Consider the following 20,660-nt stretch of genomic DNA (forward strand, 5'->3'; position numbering starts at 1 on the left):
TTTTATACAAAAACGAGTATCCTGCACTGAGGCCGGATACTCATTTTTTGCAATATGTTTTTACGAAATCGTCTTAACAAGCAGAATCGTTTATTCGGCTGTATTTTCAGCGCTTTCTGCAGTTACAGCACTTCCGGTGGTTTCAACACCTTCTGAAGTTTCAGTGCTTTCCATCGTTACAGCGCTTTCTGTAATTTCAGAACCTTCCGTACTTTCTTCCCTCTTTTCTTCGCTATCCAAACTCTCTTCTAAAAACGGATCTTCCAGGAGAGACCGTCTCACTCTGCTCGCAGTACTTGGATAAGAAAGCACTAAATCATTATAGCCTTCGGCTTGTACAATGACCTTGTCTTTTACACCGGTCATTTTCGAACCGGAAATGGAAATTGCATTATGCTTCCCATTGTTGCCGCCGATATCCGTGGTTGCAAAACTGTCTTCTTTGTAATTAACATTTCCTGAATAGTTTATTCTAGTATAAAGCGTGCCATTTACGGAAACAGACTTTACTTTCGCAATGTATGCGGTAACCTCAGCACTCTTTCGATTTCTTCCGAAAGAAACATAGTAAGTTCCTCCAAAAGCCGCTTTCTTCACTTCAGCCCCTTCCGGCACCGCTATGCTATCCGCTTCTTCTTTTCCTTTCAAAGTGACCTTATACTGTAGTTTCTTATAGCCTTCCGCATAGACTTCAATTACATTTTCCCCTTCTACGAAAGCAGAGGGAGAGAGGCAAATAATGCTATAATTTCCGCCGCCATTGTTATTGTGTAACGCGTATGTCGCGTCCTTTCGGTTCACCTCCGTGTAGTAAGATGCTTTCTTATATTCCTCACCGTTTACCACGACTTTGTTGACTTTCTCCAGGTAATCGGTAACATCCTTTTTCGGATACGTCTTCTCGGGCACGAAAGAAAGCACATTTCGATTGTTATATCCTTTCCGGTCTTCCTCAAAGTACTTTACTTCCGGCGCCTCCAGTCCTTTGTCCTCCTCTTCTTTCGGCTCTTCCGGCGTATCGGACTTTTCTTTCACTTGGAAGGTCGTGTTCAGCGTTCCGTTCTGCTCTTTCACTTTCACAAAAACGGTGTACTCGCCTGCCTCCTTGAAGCGTCCGGCTTTGATGATCAGTTGGTCATTCTCTTTATCCAAAACGTAGTAATCGTTTCCGGAAGTTCCGCCTGCAGACTCATCCAGAAGGGGTTTTACTTCGCCGTCCCCCTTCTGTAAAGAAACCCCTGCAAAGCGTAGTATCGCGTTTCTCGGAAGGGAGAGTGTCAGATCCTTTCCAACTGCGGCTTCTCCTACCAGAGTCGGCTTCTCGGTGATCTCTTCCTGCGTAATCGTAAGAATAATATCCACCTTCTTGTAGTCCGCTCCCGCATCAAGCGTAATCGTATGCTTTCCGACTTCCGGAGTCACCGGATTCAGGAAATTAAAGGCATAACGATGCAGGGTAATGGTGCCTTTCTCCGAATCAATTGTTACTCTCTTCGGATAATTGTAATTCATCTGATTTTCACTGCTGCCATCGGTATATACACCCTGTATCTTCGAAAGGTATTCTTTGTTGTCCGTATGAAGGACAATTTCCTCCCCTTTCTTGATGGTTGTTCCGCTAAAGCTCGGTGTATCCTCTCCTTTGTACTTCTTGAAATCACTCAGACTTCCGAGCGTTCCGTCTTCCAGAACAAATTGAACTTCCGATACCCCGTTAAAATCGGCTGCTTCGGCCTCTTTCCGATACTCGCTATAGGAGCGAATCTTTCCGCCTTTCGTCTCGTCATCCTTCAGAGCATTCATGTATTTTTCTACACTGTAGTAGTTTTTTGCCCCCTCATCAAAGAGGTACCCGAAGCGGTCAAAGTTCATGCCGTAGTACCAAACAAGGACATTCCGGGCATCTTCGTTTAAGGCTTTAATTTCATTTAAAACTAGGGCATTTTCAAGGAGATCATAGTCAAATACCACATTCACACGGGTATTCACGGTTCCGGTTGCAGAGGACACCCCGTCATACACGGATTCCTTCTCCTTCTTCCCGGATTCCTTCTTTCCCGCGTGGGTGGAAGTTTTTCCACTTGTTGCCGCAGAAACCGCATCCGCCTTCTTTCCGCTGTAGGCAGCTCTCGCACTGCTTCTTGCCGTGTCTTCCTGCTTATCTTCCGTATTCTGTCCTTCTCCCTTGTAAACGATAAACTGTTTACTGAGCGTAGGATAGCCGGAATATTTAATCTTAATGGTATACATCCCGGCTTCATCGGTATTGACCGTCTTCTCTTTATTGGAACTCGTGCCGTAGAGGATGAAATTGCCGCCGAAGTTGAAGTAATCATCGATATAGGAAAGCTTCTCCTTCTTTCCGCTCGGTTTCTCCAAAGTCACCTGCATATCATCGACTTTGATTTCATTTCCGAAGCTCTCCCCATTCTCGCCGTTAATCCGGAACTTTACTCTCTCTCCGGTCTTCGGTGCCATGGTCTCCTGCGCGATGTCCACCTGGAATCTCGTGTTGCTCTGCAACTCAATCGGAAGAGTGATGACTTCCTCCGTCTTCTTGGAGTGAATCGCCAAAATATAGAGTCCGCGAGAACGCATATTGTCCTGTCCGACCGGCACCTGCAATGTGCCTACAAAGCCATGCTTTCCGGATACCGGATCCGTCTTCTTGAAGTTTAAATTTCGATTCAGGACGGTATTGTCCTCATACCGAAGAAGGGAAATCTGATCAATGCCGTTAAACCAGTCTTTCTCCTTATCCGTTCCCAAGCTGAATTCCGCTTTGATTCCTTTTCCGCCGACGCCATTTCCTTCCGCATCAATAACAACGGGTTTCACATAAAATTCCGCCTGAATGGCATCCGGATCCTCCTTCTTCTTTTCGAAAAGAGTAAAAGTGCTCTTCTTCGGCGTAAATCTTTCTTTTCCGTCCTTCCCGTTATTCGGAAGAAGACGGTCAAATACGGTCGCCGTTCCCTGTGCAAGAAGGTACTTCGGATGATCCTGCGGGTCACCCGCCGTGACTTCTACCTTGGACTCTTCCGCTTGGGCTTTCCCTTCTTCCAGCTCAATTTCCTCTGTCTTCCCGTCCGATTTTCTGGAAATCACGAGTTTCTTCGGATGGGCAACCGTAGCTCTCCACTTCGCAATCTGCCCGGAATCGTCCACATTCGTGAGAGCGGAGGAAATGTCCGTTCCGTCCACTGTAACGGTATAGTCCTCTTTCGTGCCCTCTAAAAAGGCAAGAGAAAGGAAATTCCCAAGCTCGGTATTCACCAGTTTGGTCTGTGCAGTCGCTACGAGACTTGCTGTCTTGCTCTCCTCTTGTTCTTCTTTCTTGGTATCGTCTTCTTTTGTAGCGCTACCCTTTTTTCCGGAATCTTCTTTCTGCTTGTCCTGACTTGCATTCTGCTCTGTTCCCCCGGAGACGCTACTTTGTCCACTGCCTCGAGAACTTCCGCTTCGGCCGCTACCGCTACGCCCGGCGGAACTTCCCGTTCCGCCTGAAGGAATCGGTCTGTCCGCACCGGCTACCTGCTGTGCATTTTCCGAGGAAGAGAGTCCCTTTCCATTTTCATACACGGCGGTACCGTCTTTTGTCCAGCGTCCGGCGCTATCCACCGTATACCCGTCCGGTGTCGTTCCGCCTGTAAAAAGTTCTCCATATCTTGCATTATCTTCCGCAATAAAATAATAGCAATAGCCGTCAATCCACTGCCAAGCGCTAAGAAGTCTTCCCGTGAACTGCCCCGATTCCGTACTTAAGAAATAGGACTTCCCGTTCAGTGTTAACCAGCCGGTCTTTAAGCTTCCGTCTTCGGGACTCAAGTAGTACCAATTCTTATTGTAAACTATCCATCCTGTGATCTTCCGGTCCTTCTCATCTGTAAAAATCCACTTCTTTTCCTCAACCTTCCAGGAACCGTCCGTGCTTACTCTGTTTGTCTCCGCAAAGACAGAAATTGTCGGATTCAACATCATCGACATCGCCGCAACAACGGCAAGCGTTCGAAACCCACGTTTTACCATGTTCTCTTATTCCTTTCTTTTGCCTGCACTTACACAAAAAATTTCAAAAAATACACTTCTGTCGTTAAAAAATCATATAAAAGAAAAATCCCTTCTTTTAAGCGCTTAAATATGCCTTCAAAAGTGTAAGTTTATTAAAATAATTAATTTCAGTGCGTATTTTATATTCGCCGCAACTAACTTATCATTAGCCAAGGCTAACGTCAATAAAAGAAACGGGAAATTCTATAACAAAAAATTCCCCCGATGCGTTCAATGTGTTATACTTAAAAAGTTCGCAAAAACGAAAGAAAATAGTATGGAGCCTGTCTCCTTTTATGCTGTGGAAACAACTGCATTACCCACAATACGGAAAAGAGGATAGAAGAAGATGAATCTTACAAAAATGGAATGCCCGAATTGTCACGGTACACTCAATATTCCGGAAGGAATGAAGGAAGGTTTTGTTACCTGTGAATATTGCAAGACGAAGGTCTATATCGAGCCGCATAAGCCGAACATTACGCAGAACATTCATATTGATAACCTGAATATGGGCCAAAGAACTGCTCCGGTAAGGCAGGACCTTGGTGCAGTTCAGGCGGCGGCCATCATTGGCGGAATTGTTTTTATTTTCTTTATGTTCATTCTCAGCAACATATTCCGCACGCCTCATACAACTTCTATCGGATCCACCCAGACGACGGCAACGTTCCGCAGCGTGCCGGAGGACGAAACCGTGAAGAGCTTCGTAGAGAAGGCTTTCGGAAAACAATTGAAGGATATCACAACGGAGGATTATAACTCCATCGCTGCCCTGTCCATTCATATAGTAAATAGTACCGACTCCGATAAAAGTGAGAAGTGGAAGTTTGACTATGCCAAGTCTGTGAATGAGGACGGCACGGCGAAGGATCCGGAAACCATCTATCTTCCTGCCACGGATAGTCTTGACGAAGCGGATATGCAGGTTTTTACGGGGCTCACCACGCTCTCCCTTGGATATCAGGTGCATTTCAACTATGATACCGACTCCGATGCGAAGACCTTGAAGAGTCTGACCAATCTCCGCTATTTTTCCGGAGAAAATGAGGACTTTCAAACTGTCGCAAAGCTTTTCGCACACCCTGAGCAGATTATCGGTCTCTACAACATGATGCTGGACGATGATGCTACCGGTGATTCCTACTCCGACGAAAATACAGAAGGAGAAGATCCGGATGCTTTTTTTAAAGCATTTTCTTCTCTGGAAGAGCTCACCGTTCATATCGATGACGACTATACGAAGGGGCTTCTGTTCCTTCGAAACTTTCCGAGTCTCAAGACGCTTGCTCTGGGGTTTTATGGAGACAAGCCCACGGACCTTTCCCCTCTTTCTTCTTTAAGTAGCCTGAGTAAGCTGGACCTCTTGGGAACGAATGATTCTACTGTGGAAAATATCGGGGTACTTTCCGGTATGCCGCAGCTGGAACAGCTTTCCTTACGAAATTTAAAGGATGTGAAGGACTTAAACTTCGTGCAGAACATGCCGAAATTAAAGTCCTTGAACTTGGAAGATCTTGCGATTTTGAATCTGGACGGTTTATCGGGGCATCTTTCCTTAAATAGCCTCTCCATTGACTGCTCTTCTCTGGAAAATGTCAATGCGCTCAGCACCCTCAGTTCTTTACAGACCCTTTCCATCAGCTATCACACGTATGAGGTTCCCGACTTACACGGTTTAAGCGCGCTGGAAAATGTGAAGTGTTATTCCATGGACCGAGATTCCATTTCCCACATGCCTTCCATAAAGAATCTCACCATCGATAACTACGGTAGTGAATACAGCGCCGATTTCCTGCAGGGAATGAATGCTTTAACGAACCTTACCATCATAGGAAACGGCATTACCGATGAGGTGGAGCCGGACCTCGGGTCTGTCCTTCGGGCACTTCCCTCTCTTTCCAAGCTGGAATTTCAGGATTCCCCCTTCAGCCGCTATAAGGATTATACAGAGACGTTTACAAATACCGGGGTAAAAGAACTTCTTTTCACTCCGAACAAAAACCAAGTCGCAAGTAACGACCCTGTCCTTCCCGTTTCCCTAAGCCGCATGGCGGATGACAACACGGTAGAGAGCCTGACTCTCACACAGGCCATTCTTAGGAATATAGATAACGAGTCGGAAGATTTTTCCGCCAATATTCAGCCTTTCCTTTCTCATTACAAGGCCTTAAAGAGTCTCGATATCAGTAACAACAAACTGCAAAGCCTGGATTGTCTTAATGGTCTGACCAGCTTGGAGGAAGTGGATTTCTCGAATAACTATATCACCGATATCTCCGTTCTTCGGAATCTCCCGAACCTAAAGAGAGTGAAAATGAGCGGAAACTCCATCGTGAATGCGGAGCTTCTACCCGATGGCGTCGAAATAGTGGGATAAAGCGAAGAACTGTTATTATACTAAAGACTGTCTTATTTGAAATACTTGAAGGGGCTGTAAAAAATCAAAATGATTTTTACAGCCCCTTTGATAAGTTTTACTTCTATGCTTCTTTTACGAGTTTTCCGCTCATTCGGTCAATGGTCATCACAAGTCCATTTACCCTGCTTCCCGCGTTTCTGATTTCTTCTTCTATGGATTCTTTCGTCGGATAGAAGCGTTCTGCAAGCTTTCTGCAAATGGAAAGCACCTTTTCTCGATCCTCTACAATTTCCATTCTTCCGAGACATACAACGGAATGAAAGTGCCAGGGCCACTCTCCTTCTTTCTTAAATCCTTCGTCCAGCACAGTAAAGCAAACTTTGTTGTTCTTTGTAATAAGATCCAGCTTCAGTCCCTGCATCGCTCCGTGAAAATAAAGTTTTCCGTCTTCTTCGTTATAGAATTGATTTAAAGGAATAGCATAGGGATAGCCGTTTTCTCCGTGAAGAGCAAGCACTCCTCTCGGGGCTTCTTTCAGTACCTTTATGCACTCCTCCTCTGTGATTTCCTGCTTAAATCGACGCATCTTTCTGAATTCTTCCATTGAACCTTCCATCCTTCCTCATCTCACAAGCTGAAACAGTCAGAAAACTATAGCATAGAAAAAAACTTTTTCCCATACTATCAACTATTGAAAAATGAATATCTTGTCCCCATCCCATTTTTCTATTTAAAAAATTTATCCTTAAAAATAAACTATTTATAGAGAACGATGGGAAAAATACGAGCCTTCTTATTGTTATATAAGACTAACTATTATATGATAGAGATTATTCTTTTGTATGTATTATATGATTTTAGATAGTTATAGCTAACTCTTACGTCAAACTTTTTAGGAGGCCTCCATGAACGTTTACAAAAAAGTATTTCACTACGTTCCGGAAAAAATCGTGCCGGGAATCCTTTCTATCCTGACTTCCCTTCTTTCCGGAGTGATTCTGGTCTACGCCTATATGCTCCTCTACTTCTTTCTGGAAAACCTCATCCTTTTCCGAGATGAAGGACAGAGCTACGCCATGAGTCTGAAAATTGTTCTTGCCCTTACCCTGGCAGGACTTTGCTATCTCTTTTCCGGTGTCTTATCCCACATCTTTGCCTTCCGCCTGGAGACGAATCTCCGGAAGAAAGGGATTGAAGGACTGGCATCCGCTTCATTTCGTTTTTATGACCTGCATTCTTCCGGCTATATTCGGAAAACCATCGACAGTAACGCAGAGAAAACCCATCAGGCAGTGGCCCACATGATTCCAGACAGTGCCCAGGCTTTTCTTGTGCCCCTCCTTACCCTGGCTCTTGGCTTCTTTGTGAGTCTTCGGGTAGGGGTAATTCTCCTGCTTCTGGTTCTCGTTAGCGGCTTCTTCCTCCAGAAAATGATGGGTGGGAGCCAATTTATGAAGTTGTATCAGGAATCCTTAAATCATCTCAGTGCGGAAACCGTGGAGTATGTTCGGGGTATTCAGGTCGTAAAGCTCTTCGGAAATCGCTTACAAAGCTTCAAAGCCATGAAAGAAGCCATTGAAAACTATGCAAAATACGCCTTTGAATACAGTTTAAGCTGTAAAACGCCCTATGTTCTCTACCAATGGATCTTCCTAGGCTTAATTCCGATTCTTTCGATTCCCCTGTCCTTTCTTCTGGTAAAAGAACCCCAACCCGAAAAACTGATTATCGATTTGATTATGATTTTCTTTCTGGACGGGGTCATCATGGTGGCTTTCATGAAAATCATGTGGTCCGGCATGTACATTTTCAATGCAAGCTTTGCCATCGACGAAATGGAAAAGCTCTACAAGGCAATGCAGGAAGACAGCCTACAATACGGCAAGGAAGAAAATTTCCCCAATTACAGCATGGAGTTCCAAGATGTAGATTTCTCCTACGGAGACAAGAAAGTTTTGGAAGGGCTTTCCTTCCGTTTGGAAGAAGGAAAAAGCTATGCCCTTGTGGGGCACTCCGGTTCGGGAAAATCCACCATTGCAAAGCTTTTCTCCGGCTTCTACAAAGCGGATAAAGGGCAGATTCGAATCGGGGACCTCCCCATTGAAAGCTACAGCAAAAATGCCCTTTGTAAGGCTATCTCCTTCGTTTTCCAAGACAGCAAGCTCTTCCATAAGACGATTTATGAAAATGTGCTGTTAGGAAAACCGAGTGCTACTCCGGAAGAAGTCCATCGCGCTTTGGATATGGCGGGTTGCAGAGAAATTCTGGAACGTTTTCCCGAGAAGGAAAATACCTTAATCGGCGCAAAAGGCGTTTACCTCTCCGGCGGAGAAAAGCAAAGAATCGCCATTGCCAGAGCGATCTTGAAAAATGCTCCCATCGTGATTCTGGACGAAGCCAGTGCCTCCATCGATGCGGATCAGGAGTATGCCCTGCAAAATGCCTTTAAGAATCTGATTCAAGGGAAAACCGTGATTATGATCGCCCACCGTCTTTCCAGTATTCAGGGACTCCATGAAATCCTGGTTTTGGAAGAAGGAAAGATCCTGGAACGGGGAAGCAGTAAGGAGCTTTTACAAAAAGACAGTCGCTATAAAAAGCTCTGGGAACTGTATCAAACTACGGAAGATTGGAGGATAAACAAATGATGAATTGGTTCAAAAAACAGTTCTCCCTTACGGAGCAGGGAGCGAAAAACCTGCAAAAAGCCAGTCTCTACTGCTTTCTTACCTATTGCATCAATATGGGGCCCGTTATGCTCTTACTCTATCTTGCAAAGCTCCTTCTGGAAAATGCGGCTAGAACGACCTTTTCGCCATGGGAGCTGATTCTTCCGGCGCTCGTTATCCTGCTCGTCCTCTACCTACTGCTTTCCAAGGAGTATGTCTGCCTCTATAATGCGACCTACAAAGAATCGGCAAACCTGAGAAAAAATATTGCAGAAACCCTGGCAGACCTTCCCGTTGCCTATTTTTCCAAACATGACTTAAGTGATTTGTCGGAAAGCATTATGTCCGACGTGGAGAGGATTGAACACGCTTTAAGCCATTCCGTCCCTAAAATCGTAGCCATGTTTTTCTTCTTCCCGATTATGGGAATCCTCATGTGCTTCTCGAACTGGAAGCTGTCCCTTGCCACCCTTCTCCCCACGATTTTCAGCTTTCTTTTGATTCCCTTATCCAGAAAGCTCGTAGTGCAAAACAATCAGAAGTACTATCATCTTTTGCGGGAAAATGCGGAAGCTTTTCAGGAACACATCGACCTGCATCAGGAAATCAGCAGCTTTCTCCCGGACAGGGAGGTTAGAGAAGCTTTATATCAAAAAATGGACGAGCAAGAAAAACTTCACTTAAAAACGGAAATGGGTTCCTTTATCGTCATGGGATGCTCTTCCATATTTGCTTTCCTGAGTGTGGCTACGGTGATTTTCGTCGGTTTCCCGCTCTATCAAAATGGCAGCCTTTCCCTCCTCTACTTCTTGGGCTTTATCATCGCTTCTATGAAGCTAAAGGAAATCTTCGACATTTCCAAGGAAAGCTTGATGGAAATCTTCTATATCGCACCGGCGGTGCAGCGCATCTCCGAAATCAAGGCTGCAAAGAAGCAGGAAGGAGTGAGTACAGCGCTTTCCGACTTCTCCATTGCCTTTCAGGATGTGTCCTTCTCCTACAACGAAGACAGGGCGATTCTGAAAGACGTCTCCATGTCAGTAAAGGAAGGAGAACTTTTCGCTTTAGTCGGTCCCTCCGGCTGCGGAAAAACCACCATTTTACGCCTGCTGTCCAGACTTTATGACGCAGATGCCGGAAAAATTCTCATCGGCGGAAAGGATTTACAAAACACGGCGACAGACTCCATTTTCCAAAAAATCGCCATGGTCTTCCAGGAAGTGAATCTCTTTAATACTACTATCCTGGAGAATATCCGTCTAGGTAGAGCAGATGCCACGGACGAAGAAGTGCGGGAAGCGGCACGTCTTGCCAACTGCCTGGACTTTATTGAAAAGCTTCCCGAGGGCTTCCAAACCAGAATCGGGGAAAACGGCGCGGAACTCTCCGGCGGAGAAAGACAGCGACTTTCCATTGCCAGAGCCTTCTTAAAGGATGCTCCCATACTTCTCTTAGATGAAATTGCCGCAAATCTGGATATTGACAATGAAAGGAAAATTCAGGAAAGCCTCAGCAGCTTAATCCGCGGAGAAAACCGAACCGTGGTTCTCATTTCCCACCGTTTGAAGTCCATCGAGAAAGCAGACCGCATCTTAGTGCTGTCCTCCGGAGAGGTGGACGCCGTGGGCACCCACGAAGAACTGCTGGAGCGCTCCAAAGTCTATCGGAACCTGGTAGAAAAGAGCCGGCTTGCCGAAGAATTCAGCTATTAAAGCCGTTTTACGAAAAGGAGATTTGCCTTATGAATAGAAATAAACTGACCATTAAAGACCTGGTGTCTATCGGCGTTTTTGCCGTGATTTACTTTATCTGTATGTTTGCTGTGGGGATGATGGGCGTCATTCCGATTTTATTTCTTGTCTACCCTGCTGCCTACGCGCTTATCGGCGGACCTATCGTCATGCTCTTTATGGCGAAGGTGAATAAACCCTTCGGGCTTCTCATTTTCGGCATGATTACCCCCTGTATCATGTTCCTATTCGGACATACCTTTGTGGTGCCCCTCCTCTCCCTTCTCTTCTGCCTCCTTGCAGAAGGCATCCGGCGGATGGGAAACTATCAGTCCGGCTCTGCCACGATGCTAAGCTATGCAATTTTTAGTCTCTGGCCCTGCAATTCCCTTCTGCAAATGCTTCTTTTGAAAGAGCGTTATATGGAGATGGTTATCAAAGAAATGGGAGAGAATTACGGAAATGCCATTGAAAAGCTGATTAGCGTACAAAATATGGCTATCGTTTATGTCTGCACCTTCCTTTTTGGCCTTCTCGGTGCCTTTCTCGGCAGAAAGCTTTTGAAAAAACATTTTGAAAAAGCAGGAATTGTATAGAAACACGGAGCAGAGCCATAGGGAGTAGCGCCATACGGAATAAAATAAAACGGAGTATAGCAATACGAAATAGAACCATACGGAGCAGAACAATGCAAGATAAAAACTCTTTGAAATCGACAATAAAAGAAAAACCCTGGGCGGAAAAACGGAATCCCTTTAATCCAAACCCGATTACGAAACTTCTCGTTTTACTGTTTTTAGGCTTCACGATCATGCACTATCTGCCCTTTTACAGCGAATGGGCAGTGGTGCTTCTCTTCTCTGTCTTCTTCTTTCTGAATGGCTTCCGAAGAATCGCGCTGTTCGCCCCTCTTGTTTTTGCCGTGCTTTGCTTTATTCCGGGATATTCCGCGCAGTATTTTATGCCGGTCCCCTTACGCATTCTGTTTTCCTTTCTCTATATTTTTCGTCTGCTTTTTTTACCCTATCTTGCAGGAAGCTTTTTCATGCGAACTTCGGATGTGGGGGCCATCTTAAGCTCCATGGATTTCCTCCATATCCCCCAATGCATTTCCATCCCTATAGCCGTGATGTTCCGCTTTTTTCCCGCCTTCACGGAAGAAAAAAAAGCCATTGAACGAGCCATGAAGATTCGGGGAATTCAGACTTGGAACCCAATTCAGAATCTGCTCTATGTTTCCATTCCGCTCCTCATCATTTCCGCGAACATTGCGGAGGATATTGCGAAGGCGGCGGAGTGCAAATGCATCGAGAATCCCGTCAAAAAGACGCGCTACAATACGGTTCGTCTGCAAATCGTAGACGCTGTTTTTCTATTTTCAATCCTGCTGATACTTGGATTAAGCTATTTTGGAGTTCGCTGACTACACTATTTGGGAATTCGGTGACTACACTATTTCTTCCCGGTGCAATCAAGGAACGAAGAGGAATATCCATCCCCTTCCTTATCCTGTTTAGATACGGAAGGAACTCGTAAGGAAAATAGACGGTAACCAGATTATAAAAAAGGAGTTTTTATGCTTTCTTTCGAAGAATTTTCTTTATCCTACGGGGAGAGTGCCCCGGTGCTACAGGACATTTCCCTCACGATAAAAGAGGGGGAATGTCTGCTTCTTACGGGAGAAAGCGGCAGCGGGAAATCCTCCCTGATTCATGCCGTAAACGGTCTGGCTTATCAATACTACAACGGAAAAAGCAGGGGGAAAGTCCTTTTTCAGGGAGAAGACTTGTCTTCCCTTCCCATTTACAAAATCGCCCTACGAATTGCCACCGTTTTTCAAAATCCGAAAACCCATTTTTTCAATATTAACACCACAAGAGAATTGCTCTTTACCATGGAAAATATGGGACTGAACCGAGCGGAAATGGACAGGCGAATGGAAGATCTTCTCTCCATTTTCCCCATTAAAAAACTGCTTGGGCGAAATATCTTCGCCTTATCCGGAGGAGAAAAACAGATTCTTGCCCTTGCTTCCTCCTACCTCTCCGGCTGTCCCCTTCTTGTTCTGGACGAGCCCTCTTCCAACCTGGATGAAGGCGCTATTGGTGTCCTAAAAACCATGCTCCAGACCCTGAAAGAAAAAGGGATGACGATTCTTGTGGCTGAACACCGCCTTTACTATCTGATGGACTTCGTTGACCGGGTGGCCTTTTTAGAAAAGGGAATACTCAGCAAGTTATTTTCCCGGGAGGATTTTCTGGCACTTCCGGAGGAAAATATCAAAGCCATGGGGCTTCGCGCAAGAACGAAACCGATCCTTTCTCTTCCGGAATGGAAAAATGAAGGAGCGCTAAGATATTATAAGGAAGAGAACTGTGCCTCTTTTTCCTTTGGAAAAATTTACGGCATTGTGGGAGAAAACGGAATTGGCAAATCCACCTTTCTTCGCAAACTCAGCGGCTTGGAGAATGAAAGAGGAAGTCATTTCTCCCTGTTTGGAAAAGAGCTAACAAAAAGACAGCGTCTTGCTCTTTCCGCGATGGTTATGCAGGACGTGAATCAGCAATTGTTCGGAGACTCCGTGGAAGAAGAGATGGAATTGGGAAAATGTGGTAAGGCGACAAAAGAAGAACTCCTCAGCGCACTGGGACTTTCCGCGTTAAAGGACCGCCATCCCATGAGTCTTTCCGGCGGGCAGAAGCAACGTCTGGCCATTGCCGCAACTCTCTATCAGGAGGCAAGGCTTTTCTTTTTTGATGAACCTACCAGCGGGATGGATCAGAAAAATATGCTTCGAATCGCTAGTCTCTTAAAGTCCACCATTCATGAGGATCGAATCTTCTTCATTGTGTCTCACGACTATGCCTTTTTACAGGAAGTTGCGGATGAGGTGGTGGAAATAGATTGCTTAACGGGAAATTTCAGATTCCCTCCTACTTCAGAATCACCCCGCTAAAATACACCAGAATCGGCATGGAAATGATAGTACAGAGGGTCGTGAAAATGTTGATACAGCTCGCATACTCCTCTTCTTTTCCATAGAGGATGGCAAACTGGGAAACGTTCGCGGCCGCTGGAGCCATGGCACTTAAAAAGCTCACGAGGAAAAGGACGGGATTGTCCAGAAAACCGTTTATCCTGCTGAGCACAGAAATCAGCAAAAGGTAGATAAAAGGAAAGAAAAGCAGACGGAAAGCCGTAACCATATAGATTCTTCGATAAGATAAAATCTTTTTGAAAGACATACTACCCAAAACGATACCGGTAATCAACATACTGATAGGCCCAATCATTTTCCCTAAATCCGAGATGGCAAGGGAAATCGGTGCCGGGAGAGAAACCGCCACCGGCCTTATAATTCCATGTTTGACTGACAGAAAGTATCTGATGAGAAAAGTCAAAATCCGCCGGCGTTATCGCAAGTGCCTCCGAAAAACGCATTCCCGTTTTGGCAATGAGTAAAATAAACCAATCCCAGCTTACTTTTTCTGTTAGGTTTAAGTTATGAAGAAGGCTGTGCAGTTCATGTTCCCTCTGAAAGAATATCTACATATTTTTTATATACATATTGTCTATATCTTTTTTTATCTTCTACAAGCTCCACTATTTCTATAGTCATTAAGTTTTCTAAAAGCTTATTAGCAGTCGGTTTACTGACACCTACTAAATTTTTTATATCTTCCGCTTCTAAAAAAGGATGTTGCAATAGATAATCATATATCAAAAGAAGATTGGAAATATTACTACCTGAAAGCTCACGAATCTTTTTCATATCCGTATTTTTCAGCTCAACAATCTTTTGAATTGATGTAATTGCATCTTCCGATATTTCACAAATTCCATCTATAAAAAATTTAATCCATTCTTCAAATTCTCCTTTAATACGAATGTTATTAAGGAGTTCATAGTACCTGTTTCTATTTTTCTTAAAAAAATAACTCAAATACAGAACAGGGTATTCAATCAAACCTTGCTCTCTTAAATATAATATAATCAGCAACCTGCCCATTCTTCCATTACCGTCTAAAAATGGGTGTATTGTTTCAAATTGATAGTGAATTAGAGCTATCTTTATTAAATTTGAAATAGTACTATCTTCATGTATATATCTTTCTAAATCACCTAAGCAAATATCCATCTCGTCCGGTGCCGGTGGAATAAAACTTGCATCTTTTAAAGTTGAACCCGCATGGCCAATCCAATTCTGTGATCTTCTAAATTCACCCGGCATCTTTTCTTCCCCTCTAACATTAGAGAGGAGAACAGCATGTGTTTCTCTTATCAGTCTCATACATAGCGGCATCTTATTGAGTCTTTTAAATGCATAATGAGTTGCTTTGATATAGTTTACAATTTCTTCCGTATCTTTTATCTTTTCTTTTCCCTTATCCTTTTGCAACACATCAACAAGAGATGCCTGTGTTCCCTCTATTTGAGAACTTATAACCGCCTCTTTTTGTACGTACATCGATACAAAAAGATCAATATCCGGTAATGTAATGGCCATTCCGTCCAATCTGCCTAATAGTAAATATGCTTTATTGACTAAAGCATTTATTTCGCTGTCAATATTTAACTTTATATCTTTTAGATTATGGGGAACAAAGCCTTGATAATCACTTTGCATTTTCTTTAATTGTCATGCTCTATTATTTTCTAATTTCAAAATATCCCCCCCTAAGTAAAATCTATTTTACTTAGAATAAGTACACTTGCTATAAGTAAAATTTTAAAGCATTATTTTTACTTACATAATCAAATGCCTCTCTAAGTAAAATTCTTTTTCCTATCCTCTTTTTCGTTTTCACATTATCTTCACAAATTCCTCGAAATTTTTCAGTTTCATTTCAGCTTCACTTTGTATTCTCGTTGCAGGAAAGGAAATGAGTCCTTCCCCAAAATCAGAGAACAACTTTAATCGAAAAGAGGAGCTTATGAAAAAGAATATTAAAAACAAGAAAAACGTAGCCTTATCCCTTTTGGGAATCGGAATGGTACTGGCCTTAAATGCCTGCAGCGCATCCGGACAGAATGCAAATGCCGCAACCCTTTCTAATGCTGAAGCCATTACCAAGGGCGAGAAAACCGTCATTACCATTCAAAATGATACGGTTTCCATTAATGGCAACGGCGCAACAGCAGACGGAAAAACCATCACCATCAACGAAGCGGGAACTTATCAGTTTAGCGGAAAGCTCAGTGAAGGACAGATCAAACTGAAAACTGACGGCAATGTAAACTTTATCTTCGATAATTTCTCCCTATCGAACTCGAAAGTCGCCCCGATTGTCGGAGAAACAGGGAATCTGAATATTTACCTTAATGAAAATACGGAAAATACGGTAAGCGATCAGAGAGCCGCCAATACGGAAGAGGAAAATACTTCTACTGAAAGTACAAATGCACAGAATGGAGATGGTAACTCTAATGAAAGCGCAAAGATCGATACTTCCGAAGAAACCTATGATGCAGCTATCTACAGTGAAAACGATATCACGATATCCGGAAAAGGAAAACTCACAGTTGAGGGTGGTTACGAAGATGCCATTCACAGTAAGACCAATCTTACCATTGAAAATGGAACTTACACCATCACTGCTTCTCACCACGGTTTAAATGCGAAGAAGCTCCTTACCGTAAAGGACGGTTCCTTTGATATCACAACGGTAGAGGACGCACTGCACTCAAAGGGTGATGTCACAGTTGAAAAAGGAACCATCGACATCAATGCGGGAGACGATGCGCTCCATGCGGATAATACCCTGACAGTAAAGGACGGCACCATCAATATCAAGAACTCCAACGAGGGTTTGGAAGGAATTACCGTAAATGTGGAAGGCGGAGACATTGCCATTTCTTCCACGGATGACGGCATCAATGCTGCCGGAGAGTCCGAAGACGGTTCTACCGTAAATTACGCCATCAATATCTCCGGCGGAAAGATCAAGATCGTTCCGGGTGGAGACGGTATCGATTCCAACGGAGACCTGAATGTGTCCGGCGGAACCATTATTGTAGACGGTCCCTCTGACGGCGGTAATGCCCCGATTGACTATGACGGTACGGCAACCGTGACTGGCGGCACCATCCTTGCCAGCGGTAATTCCGGGATGTTCCAGGGCTTTAACGGAAACAATACCACACAGAACAGTATTGTTTACTATTTAAGCGGAAACGGCAGTGCCGGAGACACAATAAAAATCAGTGATGAGTCCGGAAAAGAACTCTTCTCTGCAAGCAATCTCGCACAGAGCTACAATGCCGTGCTTTACAGCAGTCCGGAACTTGAAAACGGTAAGACCTATAAAGTGAGCGCCGGCAGCAATGAAGAATCCGTAACGATTAGTGACACCACCAATACCATCGGAAACGGCGGTATGGGAATGGGCATGGGACAGCCTCCGATGATGGGCAACAACGGGCAGAATTACGGTAATGACCAGGGACGCCCACCAATGCCTCCCATGGGTGAAAACAGTCAAGGCGGAATGCAGGGCCAGCCTCCTATGGGTGGACAGGGTCAACGTGGCGGACGTGGCCAAAATAATGGTCAAAATGGTATGGGTCAGCCCCCGATGATGGGCAACAACGGGCAGAACGACGGTAATGACCAGGGACGCCCACCAATGCCTCCCATGGGTGAAAACGGTCAAGGCGGAATGCAGGGGCAACCTCCTATGGGTGGACAGGGTCAACGTGGCGGACGCGGCCAAAATGGCGGAAACGACATGGGACAGCCTCCAATGATGGGCAACAACGAACAAAATGGCAGCCATGGGACAAACAAGAATAACGGTCAAATGCCCGACTCCGGCTCCAAGAAAAAGAATAAGTCCAAAAATAGCAGCAATAAAAATTCCCAACATAATAAACCACAGAAGCCGAACAATGCCGGAAGTGCAAAGCCAAACAAAAATGAAGCCAACTCACAAAAACAGAATACAAATAATGCAGCAAAACCAAATGATGCTACAAGTGGAAGCACACCGACCAATTAGGAGCTTCCCGGAAAGGAGAAAGCATGAAAAGACAATTCGCCCTAATACCGGCCTATAAACCGAACGAAAATTTGATTTCCTTTATACAGTCTCTGGAAACAAGGGGCCTCGAGGTAGTAGTGGTGAATGACGGCTCAGGGGAAGACTATCTTCCCCTCTTCCATAAAATTCAGGAGCAGAGCCTTGCAACAGTAATTCACCTCGAGAAAAATCAAGGGAAGGGCGCCGCCTTAAAAGCAGGGCTTTCCTACCTAAATACCGTAAACGATGACTTTCAAGTCATCACCCTCGATGCGGACGGGCAGCATTCCATACAGGATGCTCTCTTCCTCTTACAGAAGTCTCTCGAGAATGAAGGAAGCCTTCTTCTCGGATCCAGGGCACAGTCCAAGGACTCTCCGCTCCGTTCCCGAATCGGAAATTACATTACAAAAAAGGTATTTTCTCTCACCACCGGTGTAAAGGTAGAGGACACCCAGACCGGAATGCGAGCCTTCTCAAAGCAACTGATTCCGAAGCTTCTCAAAATTCAGGGAAATCGCTACGAGTACGAGATGAATATGCTTTTAGACTTTACAAAGGAGGGAATTCCTATTCGAGAATATCCTATTGAAACCATTTACATTAACGACAATGAAGAAAGTCACTTTGATACCGTGAAGGATTCCGTCCGGATTTACAGCCAGATTTTGAAGTTTATCTCAAGCTCCCTGCTCTCCTTCTGTATCGACTTTCTGCTCTATACCTTGAGCTTGTCCCTAATCGGAAGCATCCTTTTTTCAAATGCTTTTGCCCGACTCATTTCCTTACACTGCAACTTTTTTATGAATCAAAACTATGTTTTCCAAAATGCTTCCGAAAGCACAAAGAGAGAGCATTTAAAAGAATACCTCTCCTACCTGGGACTTGCCCTATCTCTCTTTGCCATGAACACTCTGCTCTTAAGTGCTGTCGTAGAGGTCCTCGGCGTGAACGCCTACCTGGCAAAAATCATCACCGAAATTCTCTTATTTATCCTGTCCTACTTTGTACAGAAGCACCTCATTTTTTCCAAACAGGAAAATGCACCGTTTCACAATGAAAATATACCTTTTCGCAATGAATACACAGCGTGAAGCACAGACGACGTACTGAGAATACACCGCGTGAAACGGCCCACACACACGAATACACCGCATAAAGTACAGGCAACACTTAGAAAACAAACATTACCCCGTAATGTTCACCATAAAGAAGGGAGAAATCCATTGAAAAGACTGAATACAAAAAAAGCCGGCCTGCTCTATGGTCTGGTCTTATTTTCCTATACAAGCTATGCACTCCTCGATACCTTTGTCATCCCGCATCCGATGAAGACAGTCCTGGCAGAGAGTGCGAACATCGAGGCAACAAGCGGGATAAAGGAAAGTATCGAAGCTAAAATTAACGAAAAGCTGGGCCTTTCCGAATCCGCCGAGACTTCTCTTACGGAAAATACAAACGGAAATAGCAGCTATAGCACGGGACAAAGCACAAGCGAAGCTGAAAACAGTTCGGGAAGCGCAGTAAGCAGCTCCGAAGCAAATGATACCTCCGAGAATAGCGCCAATACCGGAGGCAGCACAAACCTTACCGCTTCCTCCACCGTGGAAGGCGGAACCGTAATCGGAAGCTATTCCGACAGCAATGTTTCCATAACACTTAAGGAATACCGGGAGTACGACAGCGCAATTTATGTTGCAGATGTTACGGTATCGGATGTTTCCTATTTAAAAACTGCTCTCGCAAGTAATACCTACGGTAGAAATATCACGGATACCACCTCTGACATGGCAAGTGAGAACAACGCTATTCTTGCCATTAACGGAGACTACTACGGGGCAAGACAAAGCGGCTATGTCATTCGTAACGGAAGTCTATATCGAAACAGTTCCGGAAACAGGGACGCCCTTGCCATTATGAAAAACGGAGAATTTAGATTTGTAACGGAAGGTGAGACTTCAGCAGAAACTCTTCTTGAAAATGGAGCCTTGCAGGTATTTTCCTTCGGTCCGGTGCTCTTACAAGACGGCAGTATTTCCGTTACGGAAAATGAGGAAGTCGGCATGGCTATGGCCAGTAACCCGAGAACCGCGATCGGCTATCTCGGAAAGAACCACTATGTCTTTGTGGTTTCGGACGGAAGAACAAGTGAAAGCGCAGGACTCAGTCTCTATGAGCTGGCAAGCTTTATGAAGAATCTGGGGGTTGTCGATGCCTATAATCTGGATGGCGGCGGATCCTCCACCATGGTCTTTAAGGGTAAAATAATCAATACCCCAACTACCAACGGGCATTCCAGTGAGGAAAGAGCCGTCAGCGACATTCTTTATATAGGAGGTAAGCAGTCATGAAAAAGACAATCCGGTATTTATTCCTTTCTGTATTTGTCTTTGTTTTTTCTCAAATATACGAGTATTTCTCCCATGGCGTATACTCAAACTATATGCTTTACGCCTTTTTAATTCCCTTCCTGGGGCTCTCTGTGCCAAGTTTCCTATTGCATAGTCTTAAGAAAGCTCTCCCGACAAATTCCCGTTTCCTATGGAAATGCGGAATCGCAACACTTACTGTAGGCTCTATTTATAAAGGCATACTCGAAATATACGGAACAAACGGCTACTTTGAATTCCCCTACCTTTTCCTCGGTGCCGGACTTTGTATCGCAGCAATCTTTATGATATGCACAAAGAAAAGAGCGATTTCGCTCGGCACGGCCTAGAGGCATTCACATTTTACTTTCTGCAGCGGATACAAAAAACGAGAGATTCGGCAAAAGCCGAATCTCTCGCTTTTTAATTCATAACGAGTATCGCTCGCATAGCGTGCACTA

14 protein-coding genes are annotated in these 20,660 nt (G+C 44.5%); 10 read left to right on the forward strand and 4 right to left on the reverse strand.

Annotation, left to right across the window (positions count from 1 at the left end; translation table 11 throughout):
• Positions 1-90 precede the first annotated feature (90 nt).
• A complete protein-coding gene (locus tag HMPREF9624_RS05655; RefSeq protein ID WP_009536916.1) occupies positions 91-4,029 on the reverse strand; it encodes a hemoblobin-interacting domain-containing protein in 3,939 nt (1,312 codons plus the stop codon).
• A 370-nt stretch (positions 4,030-4,399) separates the two neighbouring features.
• On the opposite strand from HMPREF9624_RS05655, the gene HMPREF9624_RS05660 reads away from it, so the two are divergent.
• Positions 4,400-6,430, forward strand: coding sequence for a leucine-rich repeat domain-containing protein (locus HMPREF9624_RS05660; protein WP_009536917.1), 2,031 nt, complete (start codon positions 4,400-4,402; stop codon positions 6,428-6,430).
• A gap of 103 nt (positions 6,431-6,533) precedes the next feature.
• Here the strand turns inward: HMPREF9624_RS05660 and HMPREF9624_RS05665 are convergent, their stop codons facing one another.
• Complete coding sequence (locus HMPREF9624_RS05665; protein ID WP_009536918.1) at positions 6,534-7,016, reverse strand: pyridoxamine 5'-phosphate oxidase family protein; 483 nt, start codon at positions 7,014-7,016, stop codon at positions 6,534-6,536.
• 301 nt (positions 7,017-7,317) lie between these two features.
• On the opposite strand from HMPREF9624_RS05665, the gene HMPREF9624_RS05670 reads away from it, so the two are divergent.
• From HMPREF9624_RS05670 to HMPREF9624_RS05690, 5 genes are all read left to right on the forward strand, one after another.
• Positions 7,318-9,060: an ABC transporter ATP-binding protein gene (locus HMPREF9624_RS05670; RefSeq protein WP_009536919.1), complete on the forward strand. Its 1,743-nt coding sequence runs from the start codon at positions 7,318-7,320 to the stop codon at positions 9,058-9,060.
• A complete protein-coding gene (locus tag HMPREF9624_RS05675) occupies positions 9,057-10,793 on the forward strand; it encodes an ABC transporter ATP-binding protein (protein ID WP_009536920.1) in 1,737 nt (578 codons plus the stop codon). The genes HMPREF9624_RS05670 and HMPREF9624_RS05675 overlap by 4 nt, the downstream gene beginning before the upstream one ends.
• A 29-nt stretch (positions 10,794-10,822) precedes the next feature.
• Complete coding sequence (locus HMPREF9624_RS05680; protein ID WP_009428968.1) at positions 10,823-11,407, forward strand: MptD family putative ECF transporter S component; 585 nt, start codon at positions 10,823-10,825, stop codon at positions 11,405-11,407.
• Positions 11,408-11,499: 92 nt separating this feature from the next.
• Entirely contained in the window at positions 11,500-12,234 is a 735-nt protein-coding gene (locus tag HMPREF9624_RS05685) for an energy-coupling factor transporter transmembrane component T family protein (RefSeq protein ID WP_009536921.1), read from the forward strand.
• A gap of 153 nt (positions 12,235-12,387) precedes the next feature.
• Positions 12,388-13,767, forward strand: a complete 1,380-nt coding sequence (locus tag HMPREF9624_RS05690; RefSeq protein ID WP_009536922.1) for an ABC transporter ATP-binding protein — start codon at positions 12,388-12,390, stop codon at positions 13,765-13,767.
• On the opposite strand, the gene HMPREF9624_RS05695 is transcribed toward HMPREF9624_RS05690, so the two are convergent.
• Both HMPREF9624_RS05695 and HMPREF9624_RS05700 read right to left on the reverse strand, forming a co-directional pair.
• Complete coding sequence (locus tag HMPREF9624_RS05695) at positions 13,745-14,158, reverse strand: AEC family transporter (RefSeq protein WP_009536923.1); 414 nt, start codon at positions 14,156-14,158, stop codon at positions 13,745-13,747. The genes HMPREF9624_RS05690 and HMPREF9624_RS05695 overlap by 23 nt on opposite strands.
• Before the next feature lie 176 nt (positions 14,159-14,334).
• Entirely contained in the window at positions 14,335-15,438 is a 1,104-nt protein-coding gene (locus tag HMPREF9624_RS05700) for a Fic family protein (RefSeq protein WP_009536924.1), read from the reverse strand.
• Between the two features lie 307 nt (positions 15,439-15,745).
• On the opposite strand from HMPREF9624_RS05700, the gene HMPREF9624_RS05705 reads away from it, so the two are divergent.
• The 4 genes from HMPREF9624_RS05705 to HMPREF9624_RS05720 all read left to right on the forward strand — a co-directional run bounded on the left by HMPREF9624_RS05705 (position 15,746) and on the right by HMPREF9624_RS05720 (position 20,549).
• On the forward strand, positions 15,746-17,809 hold the full coding sequence (locus HMPREF9624_RS05705) for a carbohydrate-binding domain-containing protein (protein WP_036594978.1): 2,064 nt from the start codon (positions 15,746-15,748) through the stop codon (positions 17,807-17,809).
• Positions 17,810-17,832: 23 nt separating this feature from the next.
• On the forward strand, positions 17,833-18,924 hold the full coding sequence (locus tag HMPREF9624_RS05710; RefSeq protein WP_009536926.1) for a bifunctional glycosyltransferase family 2/GtrA family protein: 1,092 nt from the start codon (positions 17,833-17,835) through the stop codon (positions 18,922-18,924).
• A 132-nt stretch (positions 18,925-19,056) separates the two neighbouring features.
• Positions 19,057-20,181, forward strand: a complete 1,125-nt coding sequence (locus HMPREF9624_RS05715) for a phosphodiester glycosidase family protein (protein ID WP_009536927.1) — start codon at positions 19,057-19,059, stop codon at positions 20,179-20,181.
• Positions 20,178-20,549 (forward strand): hypothetical protein, encoded by a 372-nt coding sequence (locus HMPREF9624_RS05720; RefSeq protein ID WP_009536928.1) that lies wholly within the window; start codon positions 20,178-20,180, stop codon positions 20,547-20,549. Before HMPREF9624_RS05715 ends, HMPREF9624_RS05720 begins: the two co-directional genes overlap by 4 nt.
• The last annotated feature ends 111 nt before the right edge of the window (positions 20,550-20,660 follow it).

The sequence above is a fragment of the Oribacterium asaccharolyticum ACB7 genome, from assembly GCF_000238075.1.
In the GTDB taxonomy this organism is placed as follows: Bacteria; Bacillota; Clostridia; order Lachnospirales; family Lachnospiraceae; genus Oribacterium; species Oribacterium asaccharolyticum.